Source organism: Parafrankia colletiae, assembly GCF_001854655.1.
In the GTDB taxonomy this organism is placed as follows: Bacteria; Actinomycetota; Actinomycetes; order Frankiales; family Frankiaceae; genus Parafrankia; species Parafrankia colletiae.
In genome coordinates this window covers 83,471-105,581 of record NZ_MBLM01000110.1, presented here as the reverse complement: position 1 = coordinate 105,581, position 22,111 = coordinate 83,471, and the positions used below count along the sequence as shown (strand labels likewise).

The following is a 22,111-nucleotide window of genomic DNA, read 5'->3' as shown; positions in this document are numbered from 1 at the left end:
CGGCCGTGCCGTGGCGTTCCGTCGGCTTCGCGATTTCTTTACCAGTCGAGATGCGCCGCAGCTCAGTCCCGCGAGTGGTCCTGGGGTGGCGCGCTGCCTCCGTCGGCGGGTCGAGGGCTGAACAGGGTGCGCAGGGCGGTGAGGGCGCCGGGCACCGGCCGGTAGTAGGCCCAGACGCCGCGTTTCTCGCGGCTGATGAGGCCGGCGTCGACGAGGACCTTGAGGTGGTGGCTGATGGTCGGCTGGGTCAGCCCGAGGGGTTCGGTGAGTTCGCAGACGCAGGCTTCGTCGCCGCCGCGGGCGTAGATCATCGACAGGAGCCGTAGCCGGGTGGGGACGGCGATGGCCTTGAGTACGGCGGCGAGCTGGTCGGCGTCGTGGGCGGACAGGGGTGCTGCGGCCAGCGGGGTGCAGCAGGCCGCGAGTGCGCCAACCAAATCGCCGCCGGCGCTGTCCGGCCGGTCGATGGATGGTGGCGCGGGCATCGAGGTCGTGGCCATGGGGACCAGCATGYCACGGGGGATTGACAGCGGTCTATGTCCGCGGGCATGCTCCGTGACGTCAGGACATAGACATCGGTCAATGTGTGTGAGGTGATCGGGATGGCGCGGGTGCAKTTGGCGTTGAACGTGTCCGATGTGGACGCGGCGGTGGAGTTCTACTCGAAGCTGTTCGGGGTGGAGCCGGCGAAGCGGCGGCCGGGGTATGCGAACTTCGCGGTCGACGTGCCGCCGCTGAAGCTGGTGCTGATCGAGAACCCGGAGGTGCGCGGTAGCGGGGTCGCGGGAGCGTTGAACCATCTCGGTGTCGAGGTCGAGTCCACCGAGGAGGTCACCGCCGCAACGACGCGGCTGGCGGGCACCGGCCTGGAGACCGCGGTTGAGGAGAACACCGCCTGCTGCTACGCGGTGCAGGACAAGGTCTGGGTCGACGACCCCGACGGTGCGCCGTGGGAGGTCTACACGGTGCTCTCCGACGTCGTCGACGGGTCGATGCCGACGCTGCGGACGGTGGAGCCGGGCAGCGGGCCGGGATCGGCCTGCGCCTGCGGACCGGGGGTGGACTGCGGCCCGGCCGCCGACACCACCGACGTCGCCATCGAACCGGCGCCCGCCGGTACCCGCTGAACTCCGTGGCGGACATCGAGCTCGGCGGCCAGCCGCCGCTGGCGCGGCGGCTGGCCGCCGAGGCGGTGGGCAGCATGCTGCTCGCTGCCCTGGTCATCGGATCGGGGATCGCCGCGGTCCAGCTCAGCCCCGGGCAGGTCGGGTTGCAACTGGTGGAGAATGCCGCGGCGACCGCGGCCGGCCTGTTCGCGATCATCCTGATGGTCGGCCCGGTGAGCGGGGCGCATTTCAACCCGGTCGTCAGCCTGGTCGACGCCGCGTTCGGCGGGTTGTCGTGGCGCGACGCCGCCGCTTACCTGCCTGCCCAGGTCGTCGGCTGTGTCGCGGGGGCGGTGCTGGCAAACCTGATGTTCGACCAGTCCGCGGTGTCGATCGCGACGCACCATCGCGCGTCGGGGGGACACCTGCTCGCCGAGGTCGTCGCGACCGCCGGACTCATCCTGCTGATCTTCGCGCTGGCCCGGTCCGATCGGGCCGAGCGGGCGCCGGCGGCGGTCGGTGCCTACATCGGGGCGGCGTACTGGTTCACCAGCTCGACGAGTTTCGCGAACCCGGCGATCACCGTCGGGCGGATGTTCTCCGACAGCTTCGCCGGGATCGCACCCGCCTCCGCCCCGGCGTTCATCGCCGTCCAGGTGGCCGGCGGCGCGGTCGGCTACGGGCTGGTCCGGCTGTTCTATCCCCCCACCGCCGCGGCCCGCGGCCAGGCCGCGCAGATCGTGCTGCCCCATTCCGACCCGGCGGCGACCGTGAACGGTACGCAGCCGCATGCACCCCGAGGTGTGTCGTGACCGATCCCGCAACTCCCCTCCGGCTGGACGCCTTGACAGCGGTGGACCCGGCGACTGCCCGTGCGCTGCGGGCCAGTGTCGACCGGCTCGCCTACAGCTACGACACCACCTTCGGCGCCGACGAGGTGGAGGAGGTGTTCGTTGACTCCTACACCCAGCTGGCCCGTACCGCCCGGGTCACCCTCTACCTGCCGACCCTGGCCGAACGGCTGACCCGGGAACGCCTCGAAGCTCTCGGCGCCACCCGCGGGCTGATCGCGAAGAGGGTGCCGGAGGTGCTGTTCGTCTGCGTCCATAACGCTGGCCGCTCGCAGATCGCCGCCGCGTTCACCCGCCACTACGCCGGTGCCGCCCTGCACATCCGCACCGGCGGCTCCGACCCCGGCGAGCACATCCACCCCGAAGTGATCGCCGCGATGAAAGACGTCGGGCTCAGCCTGGAGGAGGAGTTCCCCAAGCCGCTGACCGACGACATCCTCGCTGCCGCCGACGTCGTCATCACGATGGGCTGCGGGGACCGCTGCCCGTATGTGCCGGGGAAACGGTACGAGGACTGGCCGATCGACGACCCCGACGACGCCCCGGCCGAGCAGGTCGCCCTCGTCCGGGACGACATCGACCGCCGGGTCCGCGCCCTGGTCGCCAGCCTGCTGCCCGACCAGGTTCTACCGCCCACCCGCACCGCCCACTCCTGAGCACCCCGCTCCTGACCACCCCCCACCGCGCCGAGCTGTGAAGGGATCTGGTCGCGATCGGCGGCGGCGAGGCGGGGATCTCCGCCTCGCCACGCGCCCGCGAACTCGACACCGGCCGCGGAACCCCCTGCCCACGACCGCCTGAGCCCCATCGGGTCGGCTGCCTCGTCCGCTTGCCACGACGGCGAGCCGGCGAACCAGCCACCATCCGGAACCACCCTCCCACGGAAGGATCACGCGTCCATGACCACGAAACCCTCGGTGCTGTTCGTCTGCGTTCACAACGCCGGCCGTTCCCAGATGGCCGCTGGCTGGCTCACCCACCTCGCCGGCGACCGCGTCGAGGTCCGCTCCGCCGGCTCCGCTCCTGCCGACCAGATCAACCCCACTGCCGTCGCCGCCATGGCCGAGGTCGGCATCGACATCACCGGTCAGACCCCGAAGATCCTCACCGTTGACGCCGTCGAAGCCTCCGACGTCGTTATCACTATGGGCTGTGGCGACGCCTGCCCGATCTTCCCCGGCAAGCGCTACGAGGACTGGAAACTCGACGACCCCGCCGGCCAGGGCATCGACGCCGTCCGCCCCATCCGCGACGAGATCCGTAGCCGCATAGAACAGCTCCTCGGTGAACTGCTCCCTCTGCCATCCTGACCTTCCCAGCGCGCCATCGCCCCGACCGCACCCCACACGACACCACCTGGCAGGTCACAGCACTCGTCTTCACCTACAGCACGTGCTGAACACCAGCGCCCGCCACGGCGGCTTCCAAGGATGCTGGCCTAGATCGTCCACCGTCCTCCAGCCATGAAACCAACCGGTGGCGGCCGAGCACGACGATGCACAGAACCGCCCTCGACCGGAGCTGACCCCTCGCAGGACCAGCTCAGGACCAGCCTTCGGGGAAGCCAGCCTGCGACTTGACCTTCGAGCCGGGTCGAAGGTTTACCGTCCAGGTCATGGGGACCTATCGCATCTCGCAGCTGGCGGAACGCTCCGGTGTTCCGGCCAGCACGCTGCGGTTCTACGAGACCGCGGGGCTGCTGCCCGCCGAGCGCACCCCGTCGGGGTACCGCGTCTACGACGACGAAGCGGTGCAACGGCTGGCGTTCATCTCCTCCGCGAAGCTCCTCGGCCTGGCACTGGACGAGATCGGTGATCTGCTGACGGTGTGGGAGCGGGGGGTGTGCGCGGCGGTCCGGGAACGGATGCTGCCGCTCGTCGCCGCCCGGATCGCTGACGCCGACCGGCGGGCCGCGGAACTGTCGGCCTTCTCGGCGCGTCTGGCCATGTTCCACACCGAGCTCGCCGAACCGGCACCGGCGGGTGGCTGCGGTCCGGACTGCGGCTGCCTGACCACCACCCCCACGGCGAAGCCGGGTCCGGTGCCGCTCACGCTCACCTCGGGGCAACCCGACATCCCCGCCGACGATCAGGCATGGCAGACCGCGCCGGTGGCCTGCACCCTCAGCAGCGGCGAACAGACCGAACGGGCCGCCCAATGGCACCAGCTGCTCCAGGAAGCAGACAGCCGGGAGGAGATCACCGACGGGCTGCGGCTGACGTTCCCATCCGGCCCTGACCTCGCCGCGCGGATCGCCGCACTTGCCGCAGCCGAGCAGGACTGCTGCGCCTTCTTCGCCTTCACTCTTCACCTCACCCCCACCGGCCTGGTCCTCACCATCCGCGCTCCCGAGACCGCCACCGCCCTGCTGGCCGACCTGTTCGGAGCGTCCGCATGAATCCGTCCACGTCTGCGACCCGTCGTTCGCGTCCGTGGTCGACGATCGGGACCGCCGCGGCGGCGGTCGCCGCCTGCGCGGTCTGCTGCGCCGCCCCACTGATCGCCGTGCTTGGCGCCATCGGCGCCGCGGCGACCGTCGCCGCCGTCTGGGTTCCCGCCCTGGCCTTCGTGGCGGTCGCCGCGCTGCTCGGCGCTGTCGTAATCCGCCGTCGCCGCCGGGCCGCCTGCCAGACAGTCGTCGGACCGGTCGACCTGAACCTGCCCACCCTCCGCAACCACCGAGACCCGGCGACGCCCACGTCACGCTGACCGGTCACCACCACACCTTCGGGCGGTGCAACGCCGGTGACCTGCGAAGATGACCGGGACAAAACCAGGCAGGCAACCATCAAGGAGTCCGACGCCGACGCAGAAACCGTCTGGCATGGTCGCCTGGATGGACGCGCATCAGATCGGCGTCTACCTCACCGCCATGACCGTCGGTGCCGTCCTCGGCCATACTGCACCCGGCCTCGGACCGGGTCTGGAACACGCGATCAATCCGCTGCTCGGGGCGCTTCTCTACGTGACGTTCCTCCAGGTCCCCGCCGCAGACCTGGTCCGCTCCCTGCGCGATGGCCGCTTCCTCATCGCCGCCCTGGTCGTGAACTTCGCCGTCGTGCCGCTTGTGGTCGCCGCGATGTTCCCGTTCCTGCCGAACGATCAGGCCGTCCGCCTCGTGCCACGACTACTCCCCGCACCCCACCCCACCGTCTGACTCCGGCGACCTTCTCGACGTCACCGGCCTTCGGGCCGGCCGACGCATGTCGCCGACTCCAAGCAGACCCTGCTCTGCACCTACCTGTCCGCCGTCCTGCTCACTGGCCTACTCCTCAACGCCACCCTCGGCTGGTCCTGGGCCGATCCGATCGCCGCGCTCGTCATCGCCGCCATCGCACTGAAAGAAGGCCGCGACGCCTGGCGAGGCGACCCATGCTGCCCCATCCCACTCGACAGGCCCCTCCCGGCGGATATGGACACCTGCGGATGCGGACCCGGCTGCACCTGCTGCTGAACCCGGCAAGCAACCTCAATCACCCACAGTCAGAGGCCGCCTATACCCGGCGGAGCGGCACTCGCCGCCACTGCGGCAGTACTCGGCCTGGCTGCCCGCGCAGGCCAGGCATGGCCGCCAGCGTCTGGGGAACCGTGCGCAGCAGTCCCGCGATCTCGGCGCCGCGTGGATGCCTGTGCGTGCTCCCGGCGGGGTGCGGAAAGGCTGGGCGCGGCCGGGCCGCTTCCGGGAGGATGGCGTCATGCACAAGCCCAAAGGCTCCCGGTTGTCGATCGGCTCCGAGGACTCCGTCCTCTGTCTGTGGTCGAAGGGGTCCGTGCTGTCGATCGGGTCGGTCGGCTCGGTGCTGTCGATCGGGTCCGTCGGCTCGGCCGTGTCCGTCCTCGGTGTGGGCTGCTACGCGTCGATCTTCAGCATCGGATCCTTCGCCAGCATCGGCTCGATCCACAGCGCCGCCTCCCGCTGGTCGGTGCTGTCCTGGCGGGCCCGCTGGGCGGCGCTCACCAACGGCTCCCCGACTCACCCCGGTCTGGATGTCGAGACGTCCAGACCGGGGTCGTGACACTTCGGGCGATCAGGCCTCGGGAATCTCCCGTCCCCAGGCGGCCCGCGTGATCGCTTCCGGCTCGGGCCCGCCGCGTGCCCCGGTGTCCAGTGTGTCGATCGCCGCGAGCTCGGTGTCGGTGAGCGTGAAGTCGAAGATGGCGAAGTTCTCGGCGATCCGGGTCGGTGACACCGACTTCGGGATCGCCTGCCGGCCCTGCTGGAGGTGCCAGCGCAGCATCACCTGAGCGGTGGTCTTCCCGTGCGCTTTGCCGATCTCGACGAGCGTCGGGTCCTCCAGGGTGCTGCGGCGGTCGTCGCCCCAGCCGGGGTAGAAGGTGATCCCGCCGATCGGGGACCACGCCTGGGACAGGATGCCGAGCTTGTCGTCCTTCTCCAGCAGGTCGGTGTTGCGGAAGTAGGGGTGGACCTCGATCTGGTTGACCGCGGGCACCACGGTGGTGGCGTCGAGGAGCCGGTCGAGGTGGTCGGGCAGGAAGTTGCTGACGCCGATGGCGCGCACCTTCCCGTCGGCCAGGAGCGTCTCGAGGGCCCGGTAGGCGTCGATGGTGAGGTCGAACTCGCTCGGCAGCGGCTGGTGCAGGATCAGCAGGTCGAGCTGGTCGACGCCGAGCTTGCCGACCGCCTTCTCGAACGCGTGCAGGGTCTCGTTGTAGCCGTAGTCGCTGATCCAGACCTTGGTCTCGATGAAGATGTCGTCGCGGGCGAGGCCTGACCGGCGGATCCCCTCGCCGACGCCGCGCTCGTTGCCGTAGGCGGCGGCGGTGTCGATCAGCCGGTAGCCGACCCGCAGCGCGTCCTCGACCGCGACCGCGGTCTCCTCGGGCGGAGTCTGGAAGACGCCGAAGCCGAGGGCGGGCAGCCTGACGCCGTTGTTCAAGCTCAGATCGGTGCTCATGCCTCCACGCTAGGTACCCGCACACCGTCCAGGGAGGTCGGGTCAGTACCCCCCTCGCCAGCCGGGACGCGGCGCGCCTCGATCATCCATCCTGCTGGTCGGCCGGCGCCAGCCCGATCAGCGGTGAGGCGAGCGCGGAGACGACAGGCCCGGCGACGAACACCTTCTGCCGGCGGGATCGACCTTTGTCGAGAATCCGCACAGCAGTTTCTGATCCCCACTTGGGAACAATGGGCTGTCTGGTCGGTATCCACGCCGAGTCGGCAGTCGCACGGCGTTCCGCAGACCGCCTGGGTAGCGTTTCCCCCGCGCTACCGCGACATGAAACCGAACCTGACGAAAGGGTATATCTGATGGCTCAGCAGGAGCAGCAGCAGCGCCAGCAGGTCGAGCAGCAGCTGCGCCAGAACTGGCGGCAGCTTCGTTACCCGCTGCTCGACCAGTTCGGTCAGGTCAGCGCCGCCGACCTGGACGCGGCGAACGGCATCAACGACCTGATCGCGCGGATTGCCGACCGGACGCACCACAGCGAGGGGTACGTCGAGAACCGCCTGCGGGAGCTGGTCAACGCGGGGGCCGGCCAGGGCCAGGGCGGCCAGTTCAACGAGCGTTTCGGCGGGGAGCAGAGCGGCGGCCAGGGGCAGCCCTTCGGTTCCCGGTAGCCGACGTGACCGCACCGGGCAGACGCGGCGGGAGACCGAACCGCCGGTGCACGTGGCCGGCGTCGCCGCCTGACCTGCGTCTGCCCGGTGTCGGTTCCTCCAGGCCCACCGCCTCCGAGGACGGCGTCAGTGGGCCTGATCCGTATCCGTCGACCGCGCCGCGAGCTGCGTCCGGAACTCCAGCAGGTCGTCGATCAGGGCCGCGGTCTCGGCGGTCTGGGGCAGCCGGCGGAGCTCCGCAAGTATCACGTCGGTCTCCGGCAATGTCGGAATGCTGTCCATGGACATCACCATTGACAGGACATCGTCCACGGAACACCCGCCAGTCAGGGTCAGGGGCGTCTTCTGTTCGGTCGGACGCCCAATGCTGCACAAGTGTTGTCCGGGACGATGTGGGGGTTGTTACGGCCGAGGTATCAGCCTGTTACTTTTTGCTGGCAAGCAGAACCATTACGATGCGTTCGACGGGTGATTCCCTCGTGATTCCGGCCACGTTCTCTGTTGCCCCGTCGCCGTGTCGGGATCTACGCTCCCGGGCTCTGCGGCGGGAGGGGCTGGCCGGCGGGCAGCCCGGCGGGGAGGACCAGCCTGACCGGGCGTAGCGGATGGTCGATCACGGTGACCGGATGGTCGTAGGTCTCGGTCAGGATGGTGCTGGTCAGGGCCTCGGCCGGCGAACCCAGGGCGCGTAGCCGCCCGCCGGCGAGGACAGCGACGGTGGTGGCGTGCGTCGCGGCGAGGTTGAGGTCGTGGACCACGACGACCACGGCGCGCCCCGCGTCCGCCATCCGGCGTGCCGTCATCAGGACGTTCTCGGTGTGCCGCAGGTCCAGGGCGGCGGTCGGCTCGTCCAGCAGCAGGACCGGGGTGTCCTGGGCGAGGACCCGGGCGAGACTGACCCGGGCCTGCTCCCCGCCGGACAGGTCGGTGCAGCGGCGGGCGGTGAGGTGGGCGACGTCAGCGATGGCCAGCGCCGTGCCGACGGCCGCGTCGTCCCGGTCGCGGTCCGGTGGCCAGGGCGCCCGGCCCAGCCGGACCACGTCCTCGACGGTGAACGGGAAGCGTGGCGTGCCGCTCTGCGGGAGCACCGCGCGCAGGCGGGCGAGCGCGCCCGGCCGGTAGCTGCCGACCGGGCGCCCGAACAGGCTGACCTCGCCGGTCGTGCGGGTGCGGGGGGCGGGGCGGTCACCGGCCAGCGCGGCGAGCAGGGTCGACTTGCCTGCTCCGTTGGGGCCGACGATCGCCAGCAGCTCCCCGGCGCGCACGGTCAGCGTGATGTCGTCGAGCAGCCGGGCCGCCGGAGTGTGGACGGACAGGCCGGCTGCGGTCAGGACCGGTTCACCGGGCGTGCCCCCGGGCGTGCCCCCGGTCGTGTCCCCGGCCGGGTCCACGGTCATGCCCACCCGCCGTGGGCGTTGCGGGTGCGGCGCAGCAGCAGGACGAACACCGGCCCGCCGACCAGGGCCGTCACCACGCCCAGCGGAACCTCCGCCGGTACGGCGATCGTGCGCGCGGCCAGGTCGGCGAGCACCACGGTGCCGGCACCGACCAGTGCCGAGGCGGGCAGCAGCATCGCGTGCCGCGGGCCGCCGACGAGACGCACCAGATGCGGGGCGACCAGGCCGATGAACCAGATGATCCCGGTGAACGCGACGGCGGCGGCGGTGAGCAGCGCGACCAGCGCGACCGCCTGCCGGTGGGTGCGCTCGACCGGCAGTCCGAGATGCGCCGCCTCCCGTTCCCCGAGGGCCAGCAGGTCCAGCGGGCGGGCCAGGCGCAGGGCCAGTACCAGCCCGACCAGACCGGGCGGAGCCACCGCCGCGAGCGCCGTCCAGGTCGCGCCGCCGATGCTGCCGAGGCTCCAGAAGGTGATGTCGCGCAGCTCCTGGTCGTTCGCGGTGAAGATCGCCAGGCCGACGAGGGCGTTGGCGACAGCGCCGACCGCGACACCGGCGAGCATCAACGTGATGATCTCCGTCCGGCCGTCCCGGCGGGCCGCGAGGTAGACCACGGAGGTGGCGAGCAGCCCGCCGAGGAAGGCTGCCGTGGGCACGGTCCACTGGCCGAGCAGGGCGGGTGCGGCGACGATGGCGGCCGCGGCGCCGGCGGCCGCCCCACCGGAGACTCCGACCAGGGCCGGATCGGCCAGCGGGTTGCCGGACAACCCCTGCAGGATCGCGCCGGCGCAGCCGAGGCACGCGCCGACCAGCAGCCCGAGCAGGACGCGGGGCAGCCGGATGTTCCAGATCACCGCGTCGTGCCTCGCGCTGACGTCCACACCGAGGGTGCCCAGACCGAGGTGGTCGGCGAGGGCGCCGATCACGGACAACGGTGGGACACCGACGGCGCCGGTCGCGGCGCTGAGCACCGCGGCCGCCGCGACCGCGATGCTCAGGAGGACGAGGGCCGACGCCGCGCGGCCGCGCCCCGACCTGCGGGGGCGCGGTCCGTCCACGGTCAGGCCACCCGCGGACGGCAGGCTGCGACGTCGCACGATCGAGGGGACGGCCGGCGGGGCAGAGCCGTCCGTTCCCGCCGGGTCCCCGGGCGTCGGCGCCGGGGCGCCCTCGGCCCGGGGCCGGGTCACCGCAGTCCCGGGTGGAGCGCGTCCACCAGCTCGTCGAGCGCGGCGGGGGTGCGCGGGCCCAGGCCGAGCAGTTCCAGGTCGTCGAGGTCGATGACAGCCCGGTTCTCGCCGGCGGTGGTCTGGGCGACTCCCGGCAGCCGGAGCAGCCCGTCGATCCCACCGACCGACTCCAGACCATCGCTGAGCAGCAGCAGCAGATGATCGGGATCAGCGGCGACCAGCGCCTCGGCCGTCAGCGGCGTGAACTCACCCAGCCCCGCCGCACTGCCGGCGTCGACGCCGTGGGCGGCCTCGATCAGCAGGTCCGCCCCGCTGCCCGCACCGCCGATCATGGCCACGTTCTGCTGGCCGCGCACGTAGAGGAAGGCGACCTTCGGCGAGCTCGTGGCACCCGAGGCCCGCTCGACGACCTCGTCCAGCTCGGTCTGCGTGGTGGCCGCCAGCGCCGCACCGCGGCCCGGCACACCGAGCGCCGCGCCGACGGCCCGGATCTTCGCGCCGACGCCGTCCAGCGACTCGGCGCCCCGCTCGACGATCACGGTGGGAACGCCCGCCGACCGCAGCTGCTCGATGACGGGGGGAGGACCGGCCTCCGGTGTGCCCACCAGGACCGTCGGCCGCAGGGCGAGAATGCCCTCCGCGGCGAGCGCCCGCTGGTAGCCGATCTTCGGCTTGGCCGCGGCTTCGGCCGGATAGGTGGCGGAGACGTCGGTCGCCACCACCTGGTCACCGAGCCCGAGCGCGAAGACGATCTCGGCGATCTCGCCGTTGAGAGGAATGATGCGGCTGACATCGGTGACGGTCACGTCGCCACCGCCGGCCGAAGGCACGGTCACCGGCAGCACGGGAGCCGCCTCGGTCGGCCCGGCGGTCGGCCCGGCGGATGGCGTCGCGGACGTCGACGACGAGGGTGCGGTCGACGGTTCCGCCTCGTCGGACGACCCGCAGCCGGCCAGCAGCATGCCGGCCACCGCGGCGACCGCGAGGACCGCCGTCACACGCAGTCGTGCCGACAGAGCCCTGGCCCGCTGCTGGCCGTGACTCCTTCGGCGGGCATCGGGTGGACGGCCCCCCGCCCGCCGGCCCGGATGTTCCTCCTGGTGCCGGGCGCCGTGCTCGATATCAGGGTCGGACCAGGTCACTGCCATCACGCTCCGCACACGTTCGGAATAGCCTCTTCCGGCCGCATCCGATTAAATTAAGTGAAGCTTACTTAAGCAAGTACTCGGCGGGATGTGGCGCGCCGCTCCGTCTGTCGACGCCACCCACGCCGCCCCTTCGGCCGGGCGCCACCCGCTCCGGCAGGCCGGGCTGGACGGCCCGCTGGCGGCGCAGTCGTGGCGACGACCGGTGTCGGCTGGTGCCCGCCGGGCGTCCGCTGCGGACGGACAGTGCGACGGTATGTGCCAGCGTGAACACACGGCAACGCACCGATGACCGAACGGCACGATGGTGCGTGCCGGCCCAGGGCGGCCGAGGTCGCGGCCGTCGGCCGGGCTGCGCGGACATCCCGTCGGCGTGTTCGTCGGCGGCAGTTATCTCGGGTACACCGAGGACATTCCCGCGTTCCCCGACGAGGTCCTCGGCCACCTGCTGACGGGCACGGCCCCCGCGGTGCTGTCCGGGCGGTTCGCCTACACCCTCTTCGAGGGGCCGGCGGTCACCGTTGACACGGCCTGCTCGTTGTCGTTCATCGCCCTGCACCTGGCCTGCCGGGCGCTGCGGAGCCGAGAGCGCGAGGCGGCGCTCGCCAGCGGTGTGACGGTGATTCTCCAGCCCGGGCCTGCTCGCGGAGTTCGGCCGGCAGGGCGGTCTGGCGGCGGACGGTCGGTGCAGGTCGTTGGCCGAGGCGGCGGACGGGACGGGGGGAGGGCCTGCTGTTGTCGGAGCGGTTGTCGRCCGAGACCCCGGCCAGGGCAGACCTCTCGGCGGTGGTGCACATCGCGGGCGTCCTCGACGACGGTCTGATCATCCCCCTGATACCCGACCGGCTGCTCACGGTGCTGCGACCGAAGGTCGACGCGGTGCTGAACCTGCGGGCCGCGACCGCCAGGCGCCCGCTGTCCGCGTTTGCCGTCTGGCTGTCGACCCTGCCCGACACCGGATTGCCAGAAACCGAGGTACCTGCCACCGAGCTGCCCGAAACCGACCTGTCGGCACCGTCCGGGCTGACTGAGATTCGTAGCGCGCAAGCCCCGTCCTTCGGGGCGGGGCTTGCGCGTTCACGCCGGGTGGCGCTGCCCCTCGATGTACTCGCGTAGTACGGACAGTGGCGCGCCGCTGGCCGACACGGTGAAGTACGACGGGGACCAGAAGTGGCCGCGCATGCTGTGCCGGTTCACGCGGTCGGTGAACTCGGAGCGCAGCAGTCGCGCCGAGACGCCCTTCAGCGAGTTCACGAGCGTGGACACCGCGACCTTGGGCGGGTACTCGATCAGCAGGTGCACGTGGTCGTCCTCCCCGTTGAACTCGATCAGGAGGGCGCCGAAGTCGTCGCAGACGTCTCGCATGATCTGCTCGCAGCGTTCGATCATCTCGGCGTTGAACACGCCCCGCCGGTACTTCGTCACGAAGACCAAGTGGACGTGAAGCGCGGATACCACGTGTCTGCCACGGCGATATCCGTCGTCTGTCGTCATGAGACCAAGTGTATGATGATGGTCGTGCCGATCGTGCGGTACCGCTACCGCCTCAACCCGACGCCAGGCCAACAGCAGATGCTCGCCCGGACGTTCGGGTGCTGCCGGGTCGTCTACAACGACGCGATCCGGTGTCGCGACGAGGCGTACAAGGCCGGCGAGAAGCTGAGCGCGTCGCAGGTCCAGACCCGTGTGATCACGGAGGCGAAGCAGACGAAGGTGCGGGAGTGGCTGGGGGAGGTCGCCTCGGTCGCCCTGGTTCAGTCGGTCGGCGACGCGCACAAGGCGCACCAGAACTGGCGGAACTCGCTGTCCGGCAAGCGCAGGGGACCCAGGGCCGGCCGCCCGCGCCGCAAGTCCCGCAAGGACCATCGGCAGTCGTTCCGGCTCACCCGCAACGGCTTCTCGCTCAGGGACGGCGGCGTCTACCTCGCCAGGATCGGCGTGGTCGACGTCGTCTGGTCAAGGGAACTGCCTGCGCCTCCGTCGTCGGTGTCCGTGATCAAAGAGCCGGACGGCAGGTGCTACGCCTCGTTCGTCGTGGAGCGTGTCGACACGGCGCTCCCGACGACCGACCGCGAGTGCGGTGTCGATATGGGACTCGGCGCGTTCGCGTCGATCGCCTACAGCGACGGCACCGACGAGAAGGTGTCGAACCCGCGCTACCTGCGTGCCGCCGAACGCAGGCTCGCCCGCGCGCAGCGGGCACTGTCCCGCAAGGCGAAGGGCTCGAAGAACCGGCAGAAGGCGCGCCACCGGATGGCCGTCGAACACCGGAAGGTCCGCGAGAGGCGGGCCGACGCACAGAACAAGCTCGCCCACCGGCTGGCCCGCGACAACCAAGCGGTCTACGTCGAAACGCTGGGCATCAAGGGACTGGCCCGCACTCGTCTCGCCAAGTCGGTCAACGATGCGGCGTGGGGACAGTTCCTCGGCAAGGTCAGGAACAAGGCCGACCAGTACGGCCGCCTCTTCCACCCGCTTCCCCGCCAGTTCCCGTCGTCGCAGATCTGCTCGGCGTGCGGGCACCGGGACGGACCGAAGCCTCTCAAGATCCGGGAGTGGGACTGCCCGCACTGCGGCACGCACCACGACCGGGACCTGAACGCCGCGCGCAACCTCCTCTTCGAGGGTCAGCGCCAGGTCGCCGCTGGGCGGAAAGGCGTGGCTGGGATGCCGCGCCAGGCGGAGACCGAAAACGCCCGTGGAGCCGGTGTTAGTCAGGACGGAAGCTCTGCTGTCGGCGTCGAAGCGGGAACCCACCGAGGCGATCGCGCGTGAACGCGCACGACGTAGTAGGAATCCCCGGGCCTTCAGGCCGGGGAGGACGTCAAACTGGTCACAAGACCCCGCCCGCCGAGACCGTGCCTGCCCAGACCGCGAGTGTCGAGATGCGGGTGGTCGAGGGCACATGCACCGAGCCGGCCCCCGCTCAGGAAACGGACCCTGCCTGATGACCAGCACCCCGCCCGACGACAGCCTGTGGCTCCGCCGGTTCCACTCCGCCCCGGAGAGCCGCGTCACCCTCGTCTGCTTCCCACACGCCGGGGGATCGGCCAGCTTCTTCTACCCCGTCTCCGCCGCGCTGCAGCCGATTCTGCAGGTCGCCGCCCTGCAGTACCCGGGCCGGCAGGACCGGCGGCACGAGTCCGGCCTGGGTAGCATCGCCGAGCTCGCGGAGGCCACGTTCGCCGCCCTGCGGCCGTCGTTGGAACGGCCGGTTGCCTTCTTCGGCCACAGCATGGGTGCCACCCTCGCCTTCGAGGTCTCCCTGCGGATGCAGGAGCGGCTCGGGCGCAGCCCGGTGACCCTGTTCGCCTCCGGCCGCCGCGCACCGTCCCGCCACCGGCACGAGACGGTCCACCTGCTCAACGACGACGGCATCGTCGACGAGCTGAAGAAGCTGAGCGGCACCGACCCCCGCGTGCTCGGTGATCTTGAGCTGCTGCGCATGATCCTGCCGGCGATCCGCAGCGACTACCGGGCGGCCGAGACCTACCGGTACACCCCCGGCCCCCGGCTGGACTGCCCGATCGTCGCGCTGACCGGCGACCAGGATCCGAAGGTCGACCTCGACGAGGCCCGGGCCTGGGCCGAGCACACCACCGGACCCTTCGAACTGCACACCTACTCCGGCGGGCACTTCTTCGTGGCCAACCACCAGACCGCGGTCATCAACCTGATCTCGGACCAGCTGCTCTCCCTGACCACCTGACCACCTGACCTCGTTACCCGAGTCGTGCCGAGCACCGAGGAGTCGCCCGTGTCCGCGTTATCCAGCCACCGGCCGCTGGACGGCCCTGACACGACCGCCGGCGCCGGTCAGCCACCCACGTCGCCCGTCGGGTCGGAGCCGGTCCGGCGGGTGGGCATCGTCGGCTGCGGCACCATGGGCGCCGGCGGATCGTCGCCTCGCTCGACCGCGGCGTCCAGAGGGGACGGCTGGCGCCCGCCGACCGCGACGCGGCGCTCGCCGCGATCGAGCTGACCACCCGCCTGGACGACCTGGCCGACCGGCAGCTGGTGATCGAGGCGATCCACGAGGACGAGGCGGCCAAGGTCGAGCTCCTGTCCACCCTCGACCGGATCGTGGAGGACCCGGACGCGATCCTGGCGTCCAACACGTCGTCCATTGGTCGAGGTGGTCTCCTCGGTGCTCACCAGTGAGGACGTCCGAGACCGGGCCGAGCACTTCGTCGCCACGGTGCTGGGCAAGGAGCCGATCCACTCGCCGGACCGGGCCGGCTTCCTCGTCAACGCGCTGCTGATCCCCTACGTGCTCGCCGCGATCCGGATGGTGGAGTCCGGGCTGGCGACCTCCACGGTCATCGACCAGGGCATGACGTCCGGCTGCTCGCACCCGATGGGGCCGCTGCGCCTCGCCGACCTCATCGGCCTCGACGTGACGGCGGCGATCGCCGACGCGCTGTACGACGAGTTCAAGGAGCCGCTCTACGCGCCCCCGCCGCTGCCGCAGCGGATGGTCGAGGGCGGTCTGCTGGGCCGCAAACGTGGCCGCGGCTTCTACGCCTACCCCTGACGGGCCGTGCCTCTGACGGGTTCTCGCGAGGGAGGTACGGCTATGCCGTCTCCTGCCGGCGGCGGGCGACCGGCGTCGTAGGCGCTGCGCGCGGCGGCGATGGCGGTGCGGTGTCGCTCGGCCCAGTCGGTCAGCGACAGCAGGGAGCGGTGCAGCTCCTGGGCCATCGGGGTCAGCGCGTAGTCGACCCGGGGCGGGACGGTGGGGAACACCGTCCGGGTCAGCAGCCCGTCGCGTTCGAGGTTGCGCAGGGTCAGCGTGAGCATCCGCCGGCTGATGCCCTCGATGGACCGCTCCAGCTCGGTGAACCGCACCGGACCGTGCGCTGCGGCGACGATCACCAGAACGCTCCACTTCCCGGCAACCCGGTCGAGCACCTCCCGCACCGGGCAGGCATGAGTGATCACTTCACTGGCGCTCGGTGCGCGGGCAGGCGTCATACGGGCCCCTCCGGCCGGTGGCCACGGTTCCTCCGGATGGCCTCTGTTACAGATCATGCCCCATGGGGGCTGGCAGCGCGGTCGGGTACCCGGTCAGATCGCATCCTCTCCCTGATCATCGACGAAGTCGCAGGATTCGTATCCAGCGGCGGATCGGCACTGTGCGATCTCGCGATCGTCCTTCGGGAAGCCAACAAACCAGCAGTGGTCACCTGCGAGGATCTCGGCATCAACGACGGAAGGAACGTCCTGATTGTGGAGGGCGGCAGCCACGTCAGCCAACGGGCCTCGGCACACGCGGCCGCACTTCCTGATTCGCGTGACGTGGCAGCCGGGCCCTGCGCCGAACCAGGCCGCCAGTAGCGCGAAGCCGTGGGCCCRCCGCACGGTCACACGCTGGTCGACAGKCGGTACCACCGTCGGTCGCGGCGGGTTCGTGGATCGGCGTTGCGGGGCCCTGTCCTGCCGGGATCTGCTCGGCGCGTTCCAGTGTCGGCGCGTGGCGGCCGGAGGTCCCCGTCGTTGGAGTGCGAAGGTGGCAGAATCAGTTTCCGTGTCTGGTACGGGGGCTGCGGAGGAAGATCCTCAACGATGGGATTTCTTCCTCTCCTATACTGCCGCGGACGGAGCCTGGGCGGAATGGGTGGCATGGCAGCTGGAGGAGGCCGGCCACCGGGTGCTGTTCCAGGCGTGGGACTTCGTGGCGGGCTCTCACTGGACCAGCCAAATGGAGGAGGGAATTGCCGGCGCCGGGCATACCCTGGCGATCCTCTCCCGGTCCTACCTGGGTTCGGTGTACGGGCGGGCGGAATGGCAGGCCGCTTATCATGCCGACCCGCGGGGGCTGCGCCGCAAACTGATCCCGGTGCGGGTCGAGGACTGTGACCGACCCGGTCTGCTCGGCGAGGTCGTCTCCTTCGACCTGTTCGGTCGTCCCGCCGACGCCGCCCGCCAGCATCTGCTTGACACGATCAGCCACACCCTCGCCGGCCGGGCGAAACCCTCGGCGCCACCAGCATTCCCCACCCCGACCCCCCCGTCGGATCCGCCGGCCACCGAACCAGCCTTTCCTGGCGCGGCGGTAGAGGAGTCCGTCAGCGTGTCGAGCGCCGCCCCGCGGGTGTCTGCCCCCTCCACCGAGCGTCCTGCGGCCGGACGGCTGCCCGCTGCCCGCCGGCCACCGGGCCTGCGGCGTTTCCCCCGCACACCCGCGAAGCCCAGCCTGACCACCGCGTGGCTCAGCCGTATCGGCTTGCGACGCCGTCGCGCCCTGGTCATCACCGCGGCTGTGCTGGTGGTCGCCACCTGCGGCACCGTACTGGCAATCAACGCCGCGCCGGGCGGGAGTCCGGGCGTGACCGGCGCTTCCCACGGGAACTCACCACAGCCCACTCCCGCTTATACTTCGTCGGCTACGCAGCCCACTTTTTCGCTACTCCAGTTTCTGCGGGGCGCGGGCGGTGCCGTGACCTCGGTTGCGTTCTCGCGTGATGGGCACATCCTCGCCAACGGCAACGACACCCACGAAGGCAGGGGAACGTTGCAGCTGTGGGACCTCGCGGACCCATCCGCCCCCAAGCCCATCGGCGCCCCCTTGCAAAGCGACTCCGACGGGGTGGCGTCGGTGGCGTTCTCTCTGAACGGGATCCTGGCCAGCGGCGGCAACGGCGGCACGGTCCAGCTGCGAAACGTCGCCGAACCGGACAACCCATTGCCCGGCAAGCCGCTGCGATGCGACAAAACGAGGGTGCATGCGGTGGCGTTCTCCCCGGACGGGAAGACCCTGGTCTGCGGCGGTGACGACGGGACGACACTCCTGTGGAACGTCACCACCCCGTCCRCCCCGAGCCAGATCGGCACCCCCCTGAAGGACCACAGCGACACCACAGGCGCCGTCTACGCGGTGGCGTTCTCCCCGAAAGGGAACATTCTGGCCACCGCCAGCACCGACGGCAGGCTACGGCTGTGGGACGCCGGCAATCCGGCCCCTGGCCAGTTGCCGAATACGTCACAGCAGGTCAAGGGTGGCGGAATACACGCGGTGGCGTTCTCCCGGGATGGGAGGACCCTTGCTACCGGCGACGGTGAGACAGCGCGGTTGTGGGACGTTTCCACCCGGCCCGCTCCGAGCCGGATCGGTGTCCCCCTGTCAGGCCACGACGGTCCGGTGTACGCGGTGGCGTTCTCCCCGGACGGGAAGATCCTGGCCACCGGCGGCAACGACGGCAAGATCCGGTTGTGGGACGTTTCCACCCGGCCCGCTCCGAGCCGGATCGGTGTCCCCCTGTCAGGCCACGACGGTCCGGTGTACGCGGTGGCGTTCTCCCCGGACGGGAAGATCCTGGCCACCGGCGGCAACGACGGCGAGATCGGGCTATGGGCAACGCCCTGACCCGACCGGACTCGACGCCGCCGACCGCGCCCGACTCCCTCGGCCGCGTCAGGCAACCGCGGGGCGATTGTCCGGTGCGGTGGCGCTGTCCAGTTGATCTGCGACCGGACTCCGCTGCGTCCGCAGCAGGGTGAGGGTGACCAGCAGGGCGCTGCAGGTGAAGCCGGCGGCGACCAGGAAGCCCAGGTGGTAGCCCCCGAGCAGGGCCGAGGTCTCGGACGCACCCGAGTCGGCGAGGCTGTCGGTGCGGGCGCTGACGACGGCGCTCAGGACCGTCAGGCCGATCGCGCCGCCGATCTGCTGGGAGGTGTTGAACAGTCCCGACGCGACCCCGGACGCTCCCGGCTCCACCGCGGACATCCCCAGCCCCATCACGGCCGGGATGGCCATCCCGACGCCGACACCCATCAGCACGGTGGCGGGCAGGACGTCGACCAGGTAGGTGCCGTCGGCTCGAGTGAGGGCCAGGCCGCCGAAGGCGAGCGTGATCAGGGCCAGGCCGCCGAGGAGCAGCACCCAGGGGCCGAACCGCATGATCAGCCGGGCGGACAGCCCGAGCGAGAACGCCGCGATCACGACGGCGATCGGCACGAACGCGAGGCCGGCCTGCAGGGAGGTGTAGCCCAGCACCCGCTGGACGTAGAGGGTGCCGTAGAACAGCAGGCCGAACATGCCGGCGATCAGCAGGAACTGCACCAGGTTCGCCGCGGCGACGGTCCGTGAGCGCAGCATCGCCAGTGGCAGCAGGGGTGCGGCGGCGGTGGCCTCCCGGGCGAGGAAGCCCGCCAGCAGCACGATCGACAGCGGGCCGAGCAGCAGGGTCTCGCCGGCTCGCCAGCCCACCTGACCGGCGTTCACGATGGTGAACACGAACAGCATCAGCCCGGCCGTCACCAGCGCAGCGCCAGGGACATCCACGCTGCGCCCCCGGCCCAGCCCGGGGCCGGTGTCCCGGGGCAGCGTGCGGAGCGCCCCGACGATCACCGCGGCGCCGASCGGTGCGTTGATGAAGAAGATCCAGTTCCAGCTGACGAGGTCGGTGAGCGCCCCGCCGATCGGTGGGCCCACCGCGGCGCCGCCCGCGGAGGCGAAGCTGTACGCGGCGATGGCCTGCGCCTGCGCGCGCGGCTCCGGCGCCATCGTCGCGACCATGCCCAGGATGCAGGCGGAGGCGACGGCTCCGCCGACACCCTGGGCGAACCGGAACCCGATCAGGGCCGCCTCGGACGTCGCGAACCCGCACAGCAGCGAGGCGGTGCTGAACAGGGCGACGCCGGTGAAGAACACCGTCCGGCGGCCGACCAGGTCCCCGAGCCGGCCGGCCAGCATGAGCAGGCCGCCGAACGGCACCAGGTAGGCATTGACGACCCAGACCAGGTTCGCCGACGAGAAGCCGAGGCTGCGCTGCAGGTCCGGCAGCGCGACGTTCACGATGTTCTGTTCGAGAACGATCAGCATCTGGCCCGCGCAGAGCACGGCGAGCGCCAGCCTGGGCGCCGCCAGCCCGGGTGATCCGCGTTCCCCTCGGATGGCCTGGGTCATGAGCCGTTCTCCTCACCGTGTCTGCGGTCAACAGACACGGTGGACGCACCGGGGAACGTGCGGAAGGAGGCACTTTTCCGTGCCTCCGTCACAGCGATGTGACCATCCCGGCCCGGCCGCGGAGCCGGGTGCCGGGTGGCAGGCGCAGGGTTCGGGCGCCTGCCACCCGCGGCGAACCAGCGGGTCAGCGGGTCAGTGCCGGGGGCCGCCCTTCGCGGTCACGGTGATGGTGACGGTCGCGGTGCCGGTGTGGGCCGGGAGCCTGGTGGTGTCGACCACCAGGAAGGCGCCGTCGTCCTGCTGCCCGTTTGGCAGGATCTTGGCCCGCAGCTGGAACGGCGGCGTGGTGTTCGTCAGACCGGCGATGCCGAAGTCGTTGTCGTTGCTGATGACGAGGGTGCGTCCGCCGTCCGTCGTCGCGACGCCCTCGACCTTGTCGTGGCCGAAGAAGCCGCCGGTCGGGTCGAGCGTGCTGACCAGGCCGGCCAGGTCGACGTCCAGCGTCTTGCGGACCGGGCGGATGCCGGCCGCCGCCAGGGTCGCCGTCGCGGTCGCCGTGTCGGTGCTGCCGACCGTAGCCTCGATGGTCCTCCCCGGAGTGCCGAGCAGCAGGCCGCCCTGGCTGGCCGCGTACACCGCACCGGGCACGGACGCCTTCGGGCCCACGTCGGTCGCGCCGGTCAGATCGATCGTGAAGATCCGCTTGAAGGCGCCCGGCTCGAAGTTGCCGTCCCGCTCGGTGACCAGGAACTTCGAGCTGCTGATCGCGGTGATCTCACTGACCGCGCCCACGTTGCGGACCGGGTCGTCCAGCAGGTACACGTACTCGTGGGTGGCCTTGGTGCGCAGGTCGTAGGTGACGACGCGCAGGGTGGGGACGGTCACCGGCCGCGGGGTGAGGTCCTTCTGCGCCAGCGCCGACTGCATCATCCCGACCAGCGTGGAGCCGTCCGGCGTGAGGGTCAGGCCCTCCATGCCGCGGTTCGGCATGCGGTTCGCGAGCTCCGCGGGCAGCGCGCCGTTGAACGGCGACAGCCGCTCGATCGCCCGGCCGTGACGGTCGAAATGGGTGATGTAGGGCCCGTACTCGTCGGAGACCCAGAACGTGCCGTCGCGCAGGGCGACCAGACCCTCGGGGTCGTAGCCGTTCGGGTCGGCGGTGAGGACGTTCCCGTTGATGTCGAGGATGGTCTCGCCGGTGCTCGCCTCGGTGCTGACCCGCCCGTTGTAGGGGGTGCCGTCGGCGGCCCGCAGCGGGATGGTCCGCAGCAGCACGGCGCGGCCGTCGACGAGGCGGAACCTGCCGATGGCCGGGGCGAACGCCGGCAGCGGCTCGATCTTCACCCCGTTCGGGCCGTCGACGTTCGGGCCGCGGTCGGTGAGGCCGTAGAACTCGTCCCGCGAGCCGGGCACCGGGTAGATGGACGAGCCGTAGGCGCCGCCCTTGATGGTGACCCCGCCGATGGTGGCCAGCGGCGCGACCTGCGTGGCGTACCGGGTCACCGCGTCGCTGACGGAGTAGGTGAACGTGTCGGTGCCGGTGAAGCCGGGCTTCGGCGCGTAGCTGAAGGTGCCGTCCGGGTTGAGGTGCAGCGTGCCGTTCGCCGGCGCGGTGTTCGCGACCAGGGTGACCGGGCGGCCGCTGTCGTTGCGCAGCACACCGCCGCCGCGGACGGTCAGCGTGTCACCGGCCGCCGTGCGGTAGGCGTCGCCCCGTGCCGCCAGCTCCTGCCCGGGCCGCGGTCCGCCGCCACCGCCCCCGCCGGCCTGGGCGACGCCCGCCCCGGCACCGAGCAGCGCGACAGCCAGTGCGCCCGCGGTTACGCTGGTGACGCTCCGACGATTCATCCGTTCCCCCTTCGCACGCGCGCCCCGTAGCGCGCGCCGTCGGCGAGCCTGCGCCGCCCTGATGGACGCATGGCGTCCCGCGCATGGC

General features: G+C 71.1%; 24 protein-coding genes and 3 pseudogenes. 17 read left to right on the top strand and 10 right to left on the bottom strand.

Translation table 11 applies throughout. The annotated features are described in order from the left end of the window. Positions 1-62: 62 nt before the first annotated feature. Complete coding sequence (locus CC117_RS14195) at positions 63-500, bottom strand: ArsR/SmtB family transcription factor (RefSeq protein ID WP_071084367.1); 438 nt, start codon at positions 498-500, stop codon at positions 63-65. 102 nt (positions 501-602) lie between these two features. Between CC117_RS14195 and CC117_RS14190 the strand changes: the two genes are divergently transcribed. The 9 genes and pseudogenes from CC117_RS14190 (at position 603) to CC117_RS14155 (ending at position 5,973) form a co-directional block, all read left to right on the top strand. Beyond that, on the top strand, positions 603-1,127 hold the full coding sequence (locus tag CC117_RS14190) for an ArsI/CadI family heavy metal resistance metalloenzyme (protein ID WP_071084365.1): 525 nt from the start codon (positions 603-605) through the stop codon (positions 1,125-1,127). Between the two features lie 74 nt (positions 1,128-1,201). Beyond that, complete coding sequence (locus CC117_RS14185; protein ID WP_407673525.1) at positions 1,202-1,918, top strand: aquaporin; 717 nt, start codon at positions 1,202-1,204, stop codon at positions 1,916-1,918. Next, entirely contained in the window at positions 1,915-2,613 is a 699-nt protein-coding gene (locus tag CC117_RS38985) for an arsenate reductase/protein-tyrosine-phosphatase family protein (protein ID WP_116287788.1), read from the top strand. Before CC117_RS14185 ends, CC117_RS38985 begins: the two co-directional genes overlap by 4 nt. Before the next feature lie 243 nt (positions 2,614-2,856). Further along, positions 2,857-3,267, top strand: a complete 411-nt coding sequence (locus CC117_RS14175) for an arsenate reductase ArsC (protein WP_071084268.1) — start codon at positions 2,857-2,859, stop codon at positions 3,265-3,267. 305 nt (positions 3,268-3,572) lie between these two features. Continuing rightward, entirely contained in the window at positions 3,573-4,355 is a 783-nt protein-coding gene (locus CC117_RS14170; protein ID WP_071084266.1) for a heavy metal-responsive transcriptional regulator, read from the top strand. Beyond that, positions 4,352-4,666 carry a hypothetical protein gene (locus CC117_RS14165; RefSeq protein WP_198541843.1) on the top strand — a complete coding sequence of 105 codons (315 nt, stop codon included), beginning with the start codon at positions 4,352-4,354 and terminating at the stop codon, positions 4,664-4,666. Before CC117_RS14170 ends, CC117_RS14165 begins: the two co-directional genes overlap by 4 nt. A 127-nt stretch (positions 4,667-4,793) precedes the next feature. After that, a pseudogene (locus tag CC117_RS14160) lies at positions 4,794-5,075 on the top strand (arsenic resistance protein); the annotation flags it as partial. Between the two features lie 54 nt (positions 5,076-5,129). Next, positions 5,130-5,411, top strand: a pseudogene (locus CC117_RS40530) (cation transporter); the annotation flags it as partial. Positions 5,412-5,652: 241 nt separating this feature from the next. Next, positions 5,653-5,973 (top strand): hypothetical protein, encoded by a 321-nt coding sequence (locus CC117_RS14155; RefSeq protein ID WP_071084264.1) that lies wholly within the window; start codon positions 5,653-5,655, stop codon positions 5,971-5,973. 12 nt (positions 5,974-5,985) lie between these two features. Here the strand turns inward: CC117_RS14155 and CC117_RS14150 are convergent, their stop codons facing one another. Next, the gene (locus tag CC117_RS14150; protein ID WP_071084263.1) at positions 5,986-6,873 is read right to left on the bottom strand and encodes an aldo/keto reductase; all 888 of its coding nucleotides are present in this window, start codon (positions 6,871-6,873) and stop codon (positions 5,986-5,988) included. A gap of 353 nt (positions 6,874-7,226) precedes the next feature. On the opposite strand from CC117_RS14150, the gene CC117_RS14145 reads away from it, so the two are divergent. After that, entirely contained in the window at positions 7,227-7,535 is a 309-nt protein-coding gene (locus CC117_RS14145; RefSeq protein ID WP_071084262.1) for a hypothetical protein, read from the top strand. 126 nt (positions 7,536-7,661) lie between these two features. Here the strand turns inward: CC117_RS14145 and CC117_RS14140 are convergent, their stop codons facing one another. The 4 genes from CC117_RS14140 to CC117_RS14125 form a co-directional block, all read right to left on the bottom strand. After that, positions 7,662-7,817 carry a hypothetical protein gene (locus CC117_RS14140; protein ID WP_321572610.1) on the bottom strand — a complete coding sequence of 52 codons (156 nt, stop codon included), beginning with the start codon at positions 7,815-7,817 and terminating at the stop codon, positions 7,662-7,664. 242 nt (positions 7,818-8,059) lie between these two features. Then, positions 8,060-8,932: a heme ABC transporter ATP-binding protein gene (locus CC117_RS14135; protein ID WP_071084260.1), complete on the bottom strand. Its 873-nt coding sequence runs from the start codon at positions 8,930-8,932 to the stop codon at positions 8,060-8,062. Next, positions 8,929-9,990, bottom strand: coding sequence for a FecCD family ABC transporter permease (locus tag CC117_RS14130; protein ID WP_084132099.1), 1,062 nt, complete (start codon positions 9,988-9,990; stop codon positions 8,929-8,931). The genes CC117_RS14135 and CC117_RS14130 overlap by 4 nt, the downstream gene beginning before the upstream one ends. A gap of 128 nt (positions 9,991-10,118) precedes the next feature. Further along, positions 10,119-11,120: a heme/hemin ABC transporter substrate-binding protein gene (locus CC117_RS14125; protein WP_241830092.1), complete on the bottom strand. Its 1,002-nt coding sequence runs from the start codon at positions 11,118-11,120 to the stop codon at positions 10,119-10,121. Between the two features lie 451 nt (positions 11,121-11,571). Here CC117_RS14125 and CC117_RS40105 point away from each other — a divergent pair, with 451 nt between their 5' ends. Together CC117_RS40105 and CC117_RS38025 are read left to right on the top strand one after the other, a co-directional pair. Further along, positions 11,572-12,090, top strand: a complete 519-nt coding sequence (locus tag CC117_RS40105) for a beta-ketoacyl synthase N-terminal-like domain-containing protein (RefSeq protein ID WP_321572609.1) — start codon at positions 11,572-11,574, stop codon at positions 12,088-12,090. Further along, entirely contained in the window at positions 12,003-12,383 is a 381-nt protein-coding gene (locus tag CC117_RS38025) for a KR domain-containing protein (protein ID WP_206744821.1), read from the top strand. The genes CC117_RS40105 and CC117_RS38025 overlap by 88 nt, the downstream gene beginning before the upstream one ends. Here CC117_RS38025 and tnpA read toward each other — a convergent pair. After that, the gene (tnpA, locus tag CC117_RS14115; protein WP_071084258.1) at positions 12,345-12,761 is read right to left on the bottom strand and encodes an IS200/IS605 family transposase; all 417 of its coding nucleotides are present in this window, start codon (positions 12,759-12,761) and stop codon (positions 12,345-12,347) included. The genes CC117_RS38025 and tnpA overlap by 39 nt on opposite strands. Before the next feature lie 18 nt (positions 12,762-12,779). Between tnpA and CC117_RS14110 the strand changes: the two genes are divergently transcribed. From CC117_RS14110 to CC117_RS14100, 3 genes and pseudogenes are all read left to right on the top strand, one after another. Further along, positions 12,780-14,042, top strand: coding sequence for an RNA-guided endonuclease InsQ/TnpB family protein (locus CC117_RS14110; RefSeq protein ID WP_071084356.1), 1,263 nt, complete (start codon positions 12,780-12,782; stop codon positions 14,040-14,042). A gap of 172 nt (positions 14,043-14,214) precedes the next feature. Further along, positions 14,215-14,976, top strand: coding sequence for a thioesterase II family protein (locus CC117_RS14105; protein WP_071084257.1), 762 nt, complete (start codon positions 14,215-14,217; stop codon positions 14,974-14,976). Between the two features lie 176 nt (positions 14,977-15,152). Then, positions 15,153-15,801: pseudogene (locus CC117_RS14100) on the top strand (3-hydroxyacyl-CoA dehydrogenase family protein); the annotation flags it as partial. Here CC117_RS14100 and CC117_RS14095 read toward each other — a convergent pair. Further along, positions 15,792-16,241 carry a winged helix-turn-helix transcriptional regulator gene (locus CC117_RS14095; RefSeq protein ID WP_084132075.1) on the bottom strand — a complete coding sequence of 150 codons (450 nt, stop codon included), beginning with the start codon at positions 16,239-16,241 and terminating at the stop codon, positions 15,792-15,794. The pseudogene CC117_RS14100 and the gene CC117_RS14095 sit on opposite strands and share 10 nt — an antisense overlap. On the opposite strand from CC117_RS14095, the gene CC117_RS40525 reads away from it, so the two are divergent. Then, the gene (locus CC117_RS40525) at positions 16,197-16,604 is read left to right on the top strand and encodes a PEP-utilizing enzyme (RefSeq protein WP_084132097.1); all 408 of its coding nucleotides are present in this window, start codon (positions 16,197-16,199) and stop codon (positions 16,602-16,604) included. The genes CC117_RS14095 and CC117_RS40525 overlap by 45 nt on opposite strands. Before the next feature lie 136 nt (positions 16,605-16,740). Further along, positions 16,741-18,633 carry a toll/interleukin-1 receptor domain-containing protein gene (locus CC117_RS14085; RefSeq protein WP_407673519.1) on the top strand — a complete coding sequence of 631 codons (1,893 nt, stop codon included), beginning with the start codon at positions 16,741-16,743 and terminating at the stop codon, positions 18,631-18,633. 48 nt (positions 18,634-18,681) lie between these two features. On the opposite strand, the gene CC117_RS14080 is transcribed toward CC117_RS14085, so the two are convergent. Both CC117_RS14080 and CC117_RS14075 read right to left on the bottom strand, forming a co-directional pair. After that, positions 18,682-20,175: an MFS transporter gene (locus CC117_RS14080; protein ID WP_084132072.1), complete on the bottom strand. Its 1,494-nt coding sequence runs from the start codon at positions 20,173-20,175 to the stop codon at positions 18,682-18,684. Between the two features lie 192 nt (positions 20,176-20,367). Next, on the bottom strand, positions 20,368-22,023 hold the full coding sequence (locus CC117_RS14075; protein WP_071084254.1) for an esterase-like activity of phytase family protein: 1,656 nt from the start codon (positions 22,021-22,023) through the stop codon (positions 20,368-20,370). Positions 22,024-22,111 lie beyond the last annotated feature (88 nt).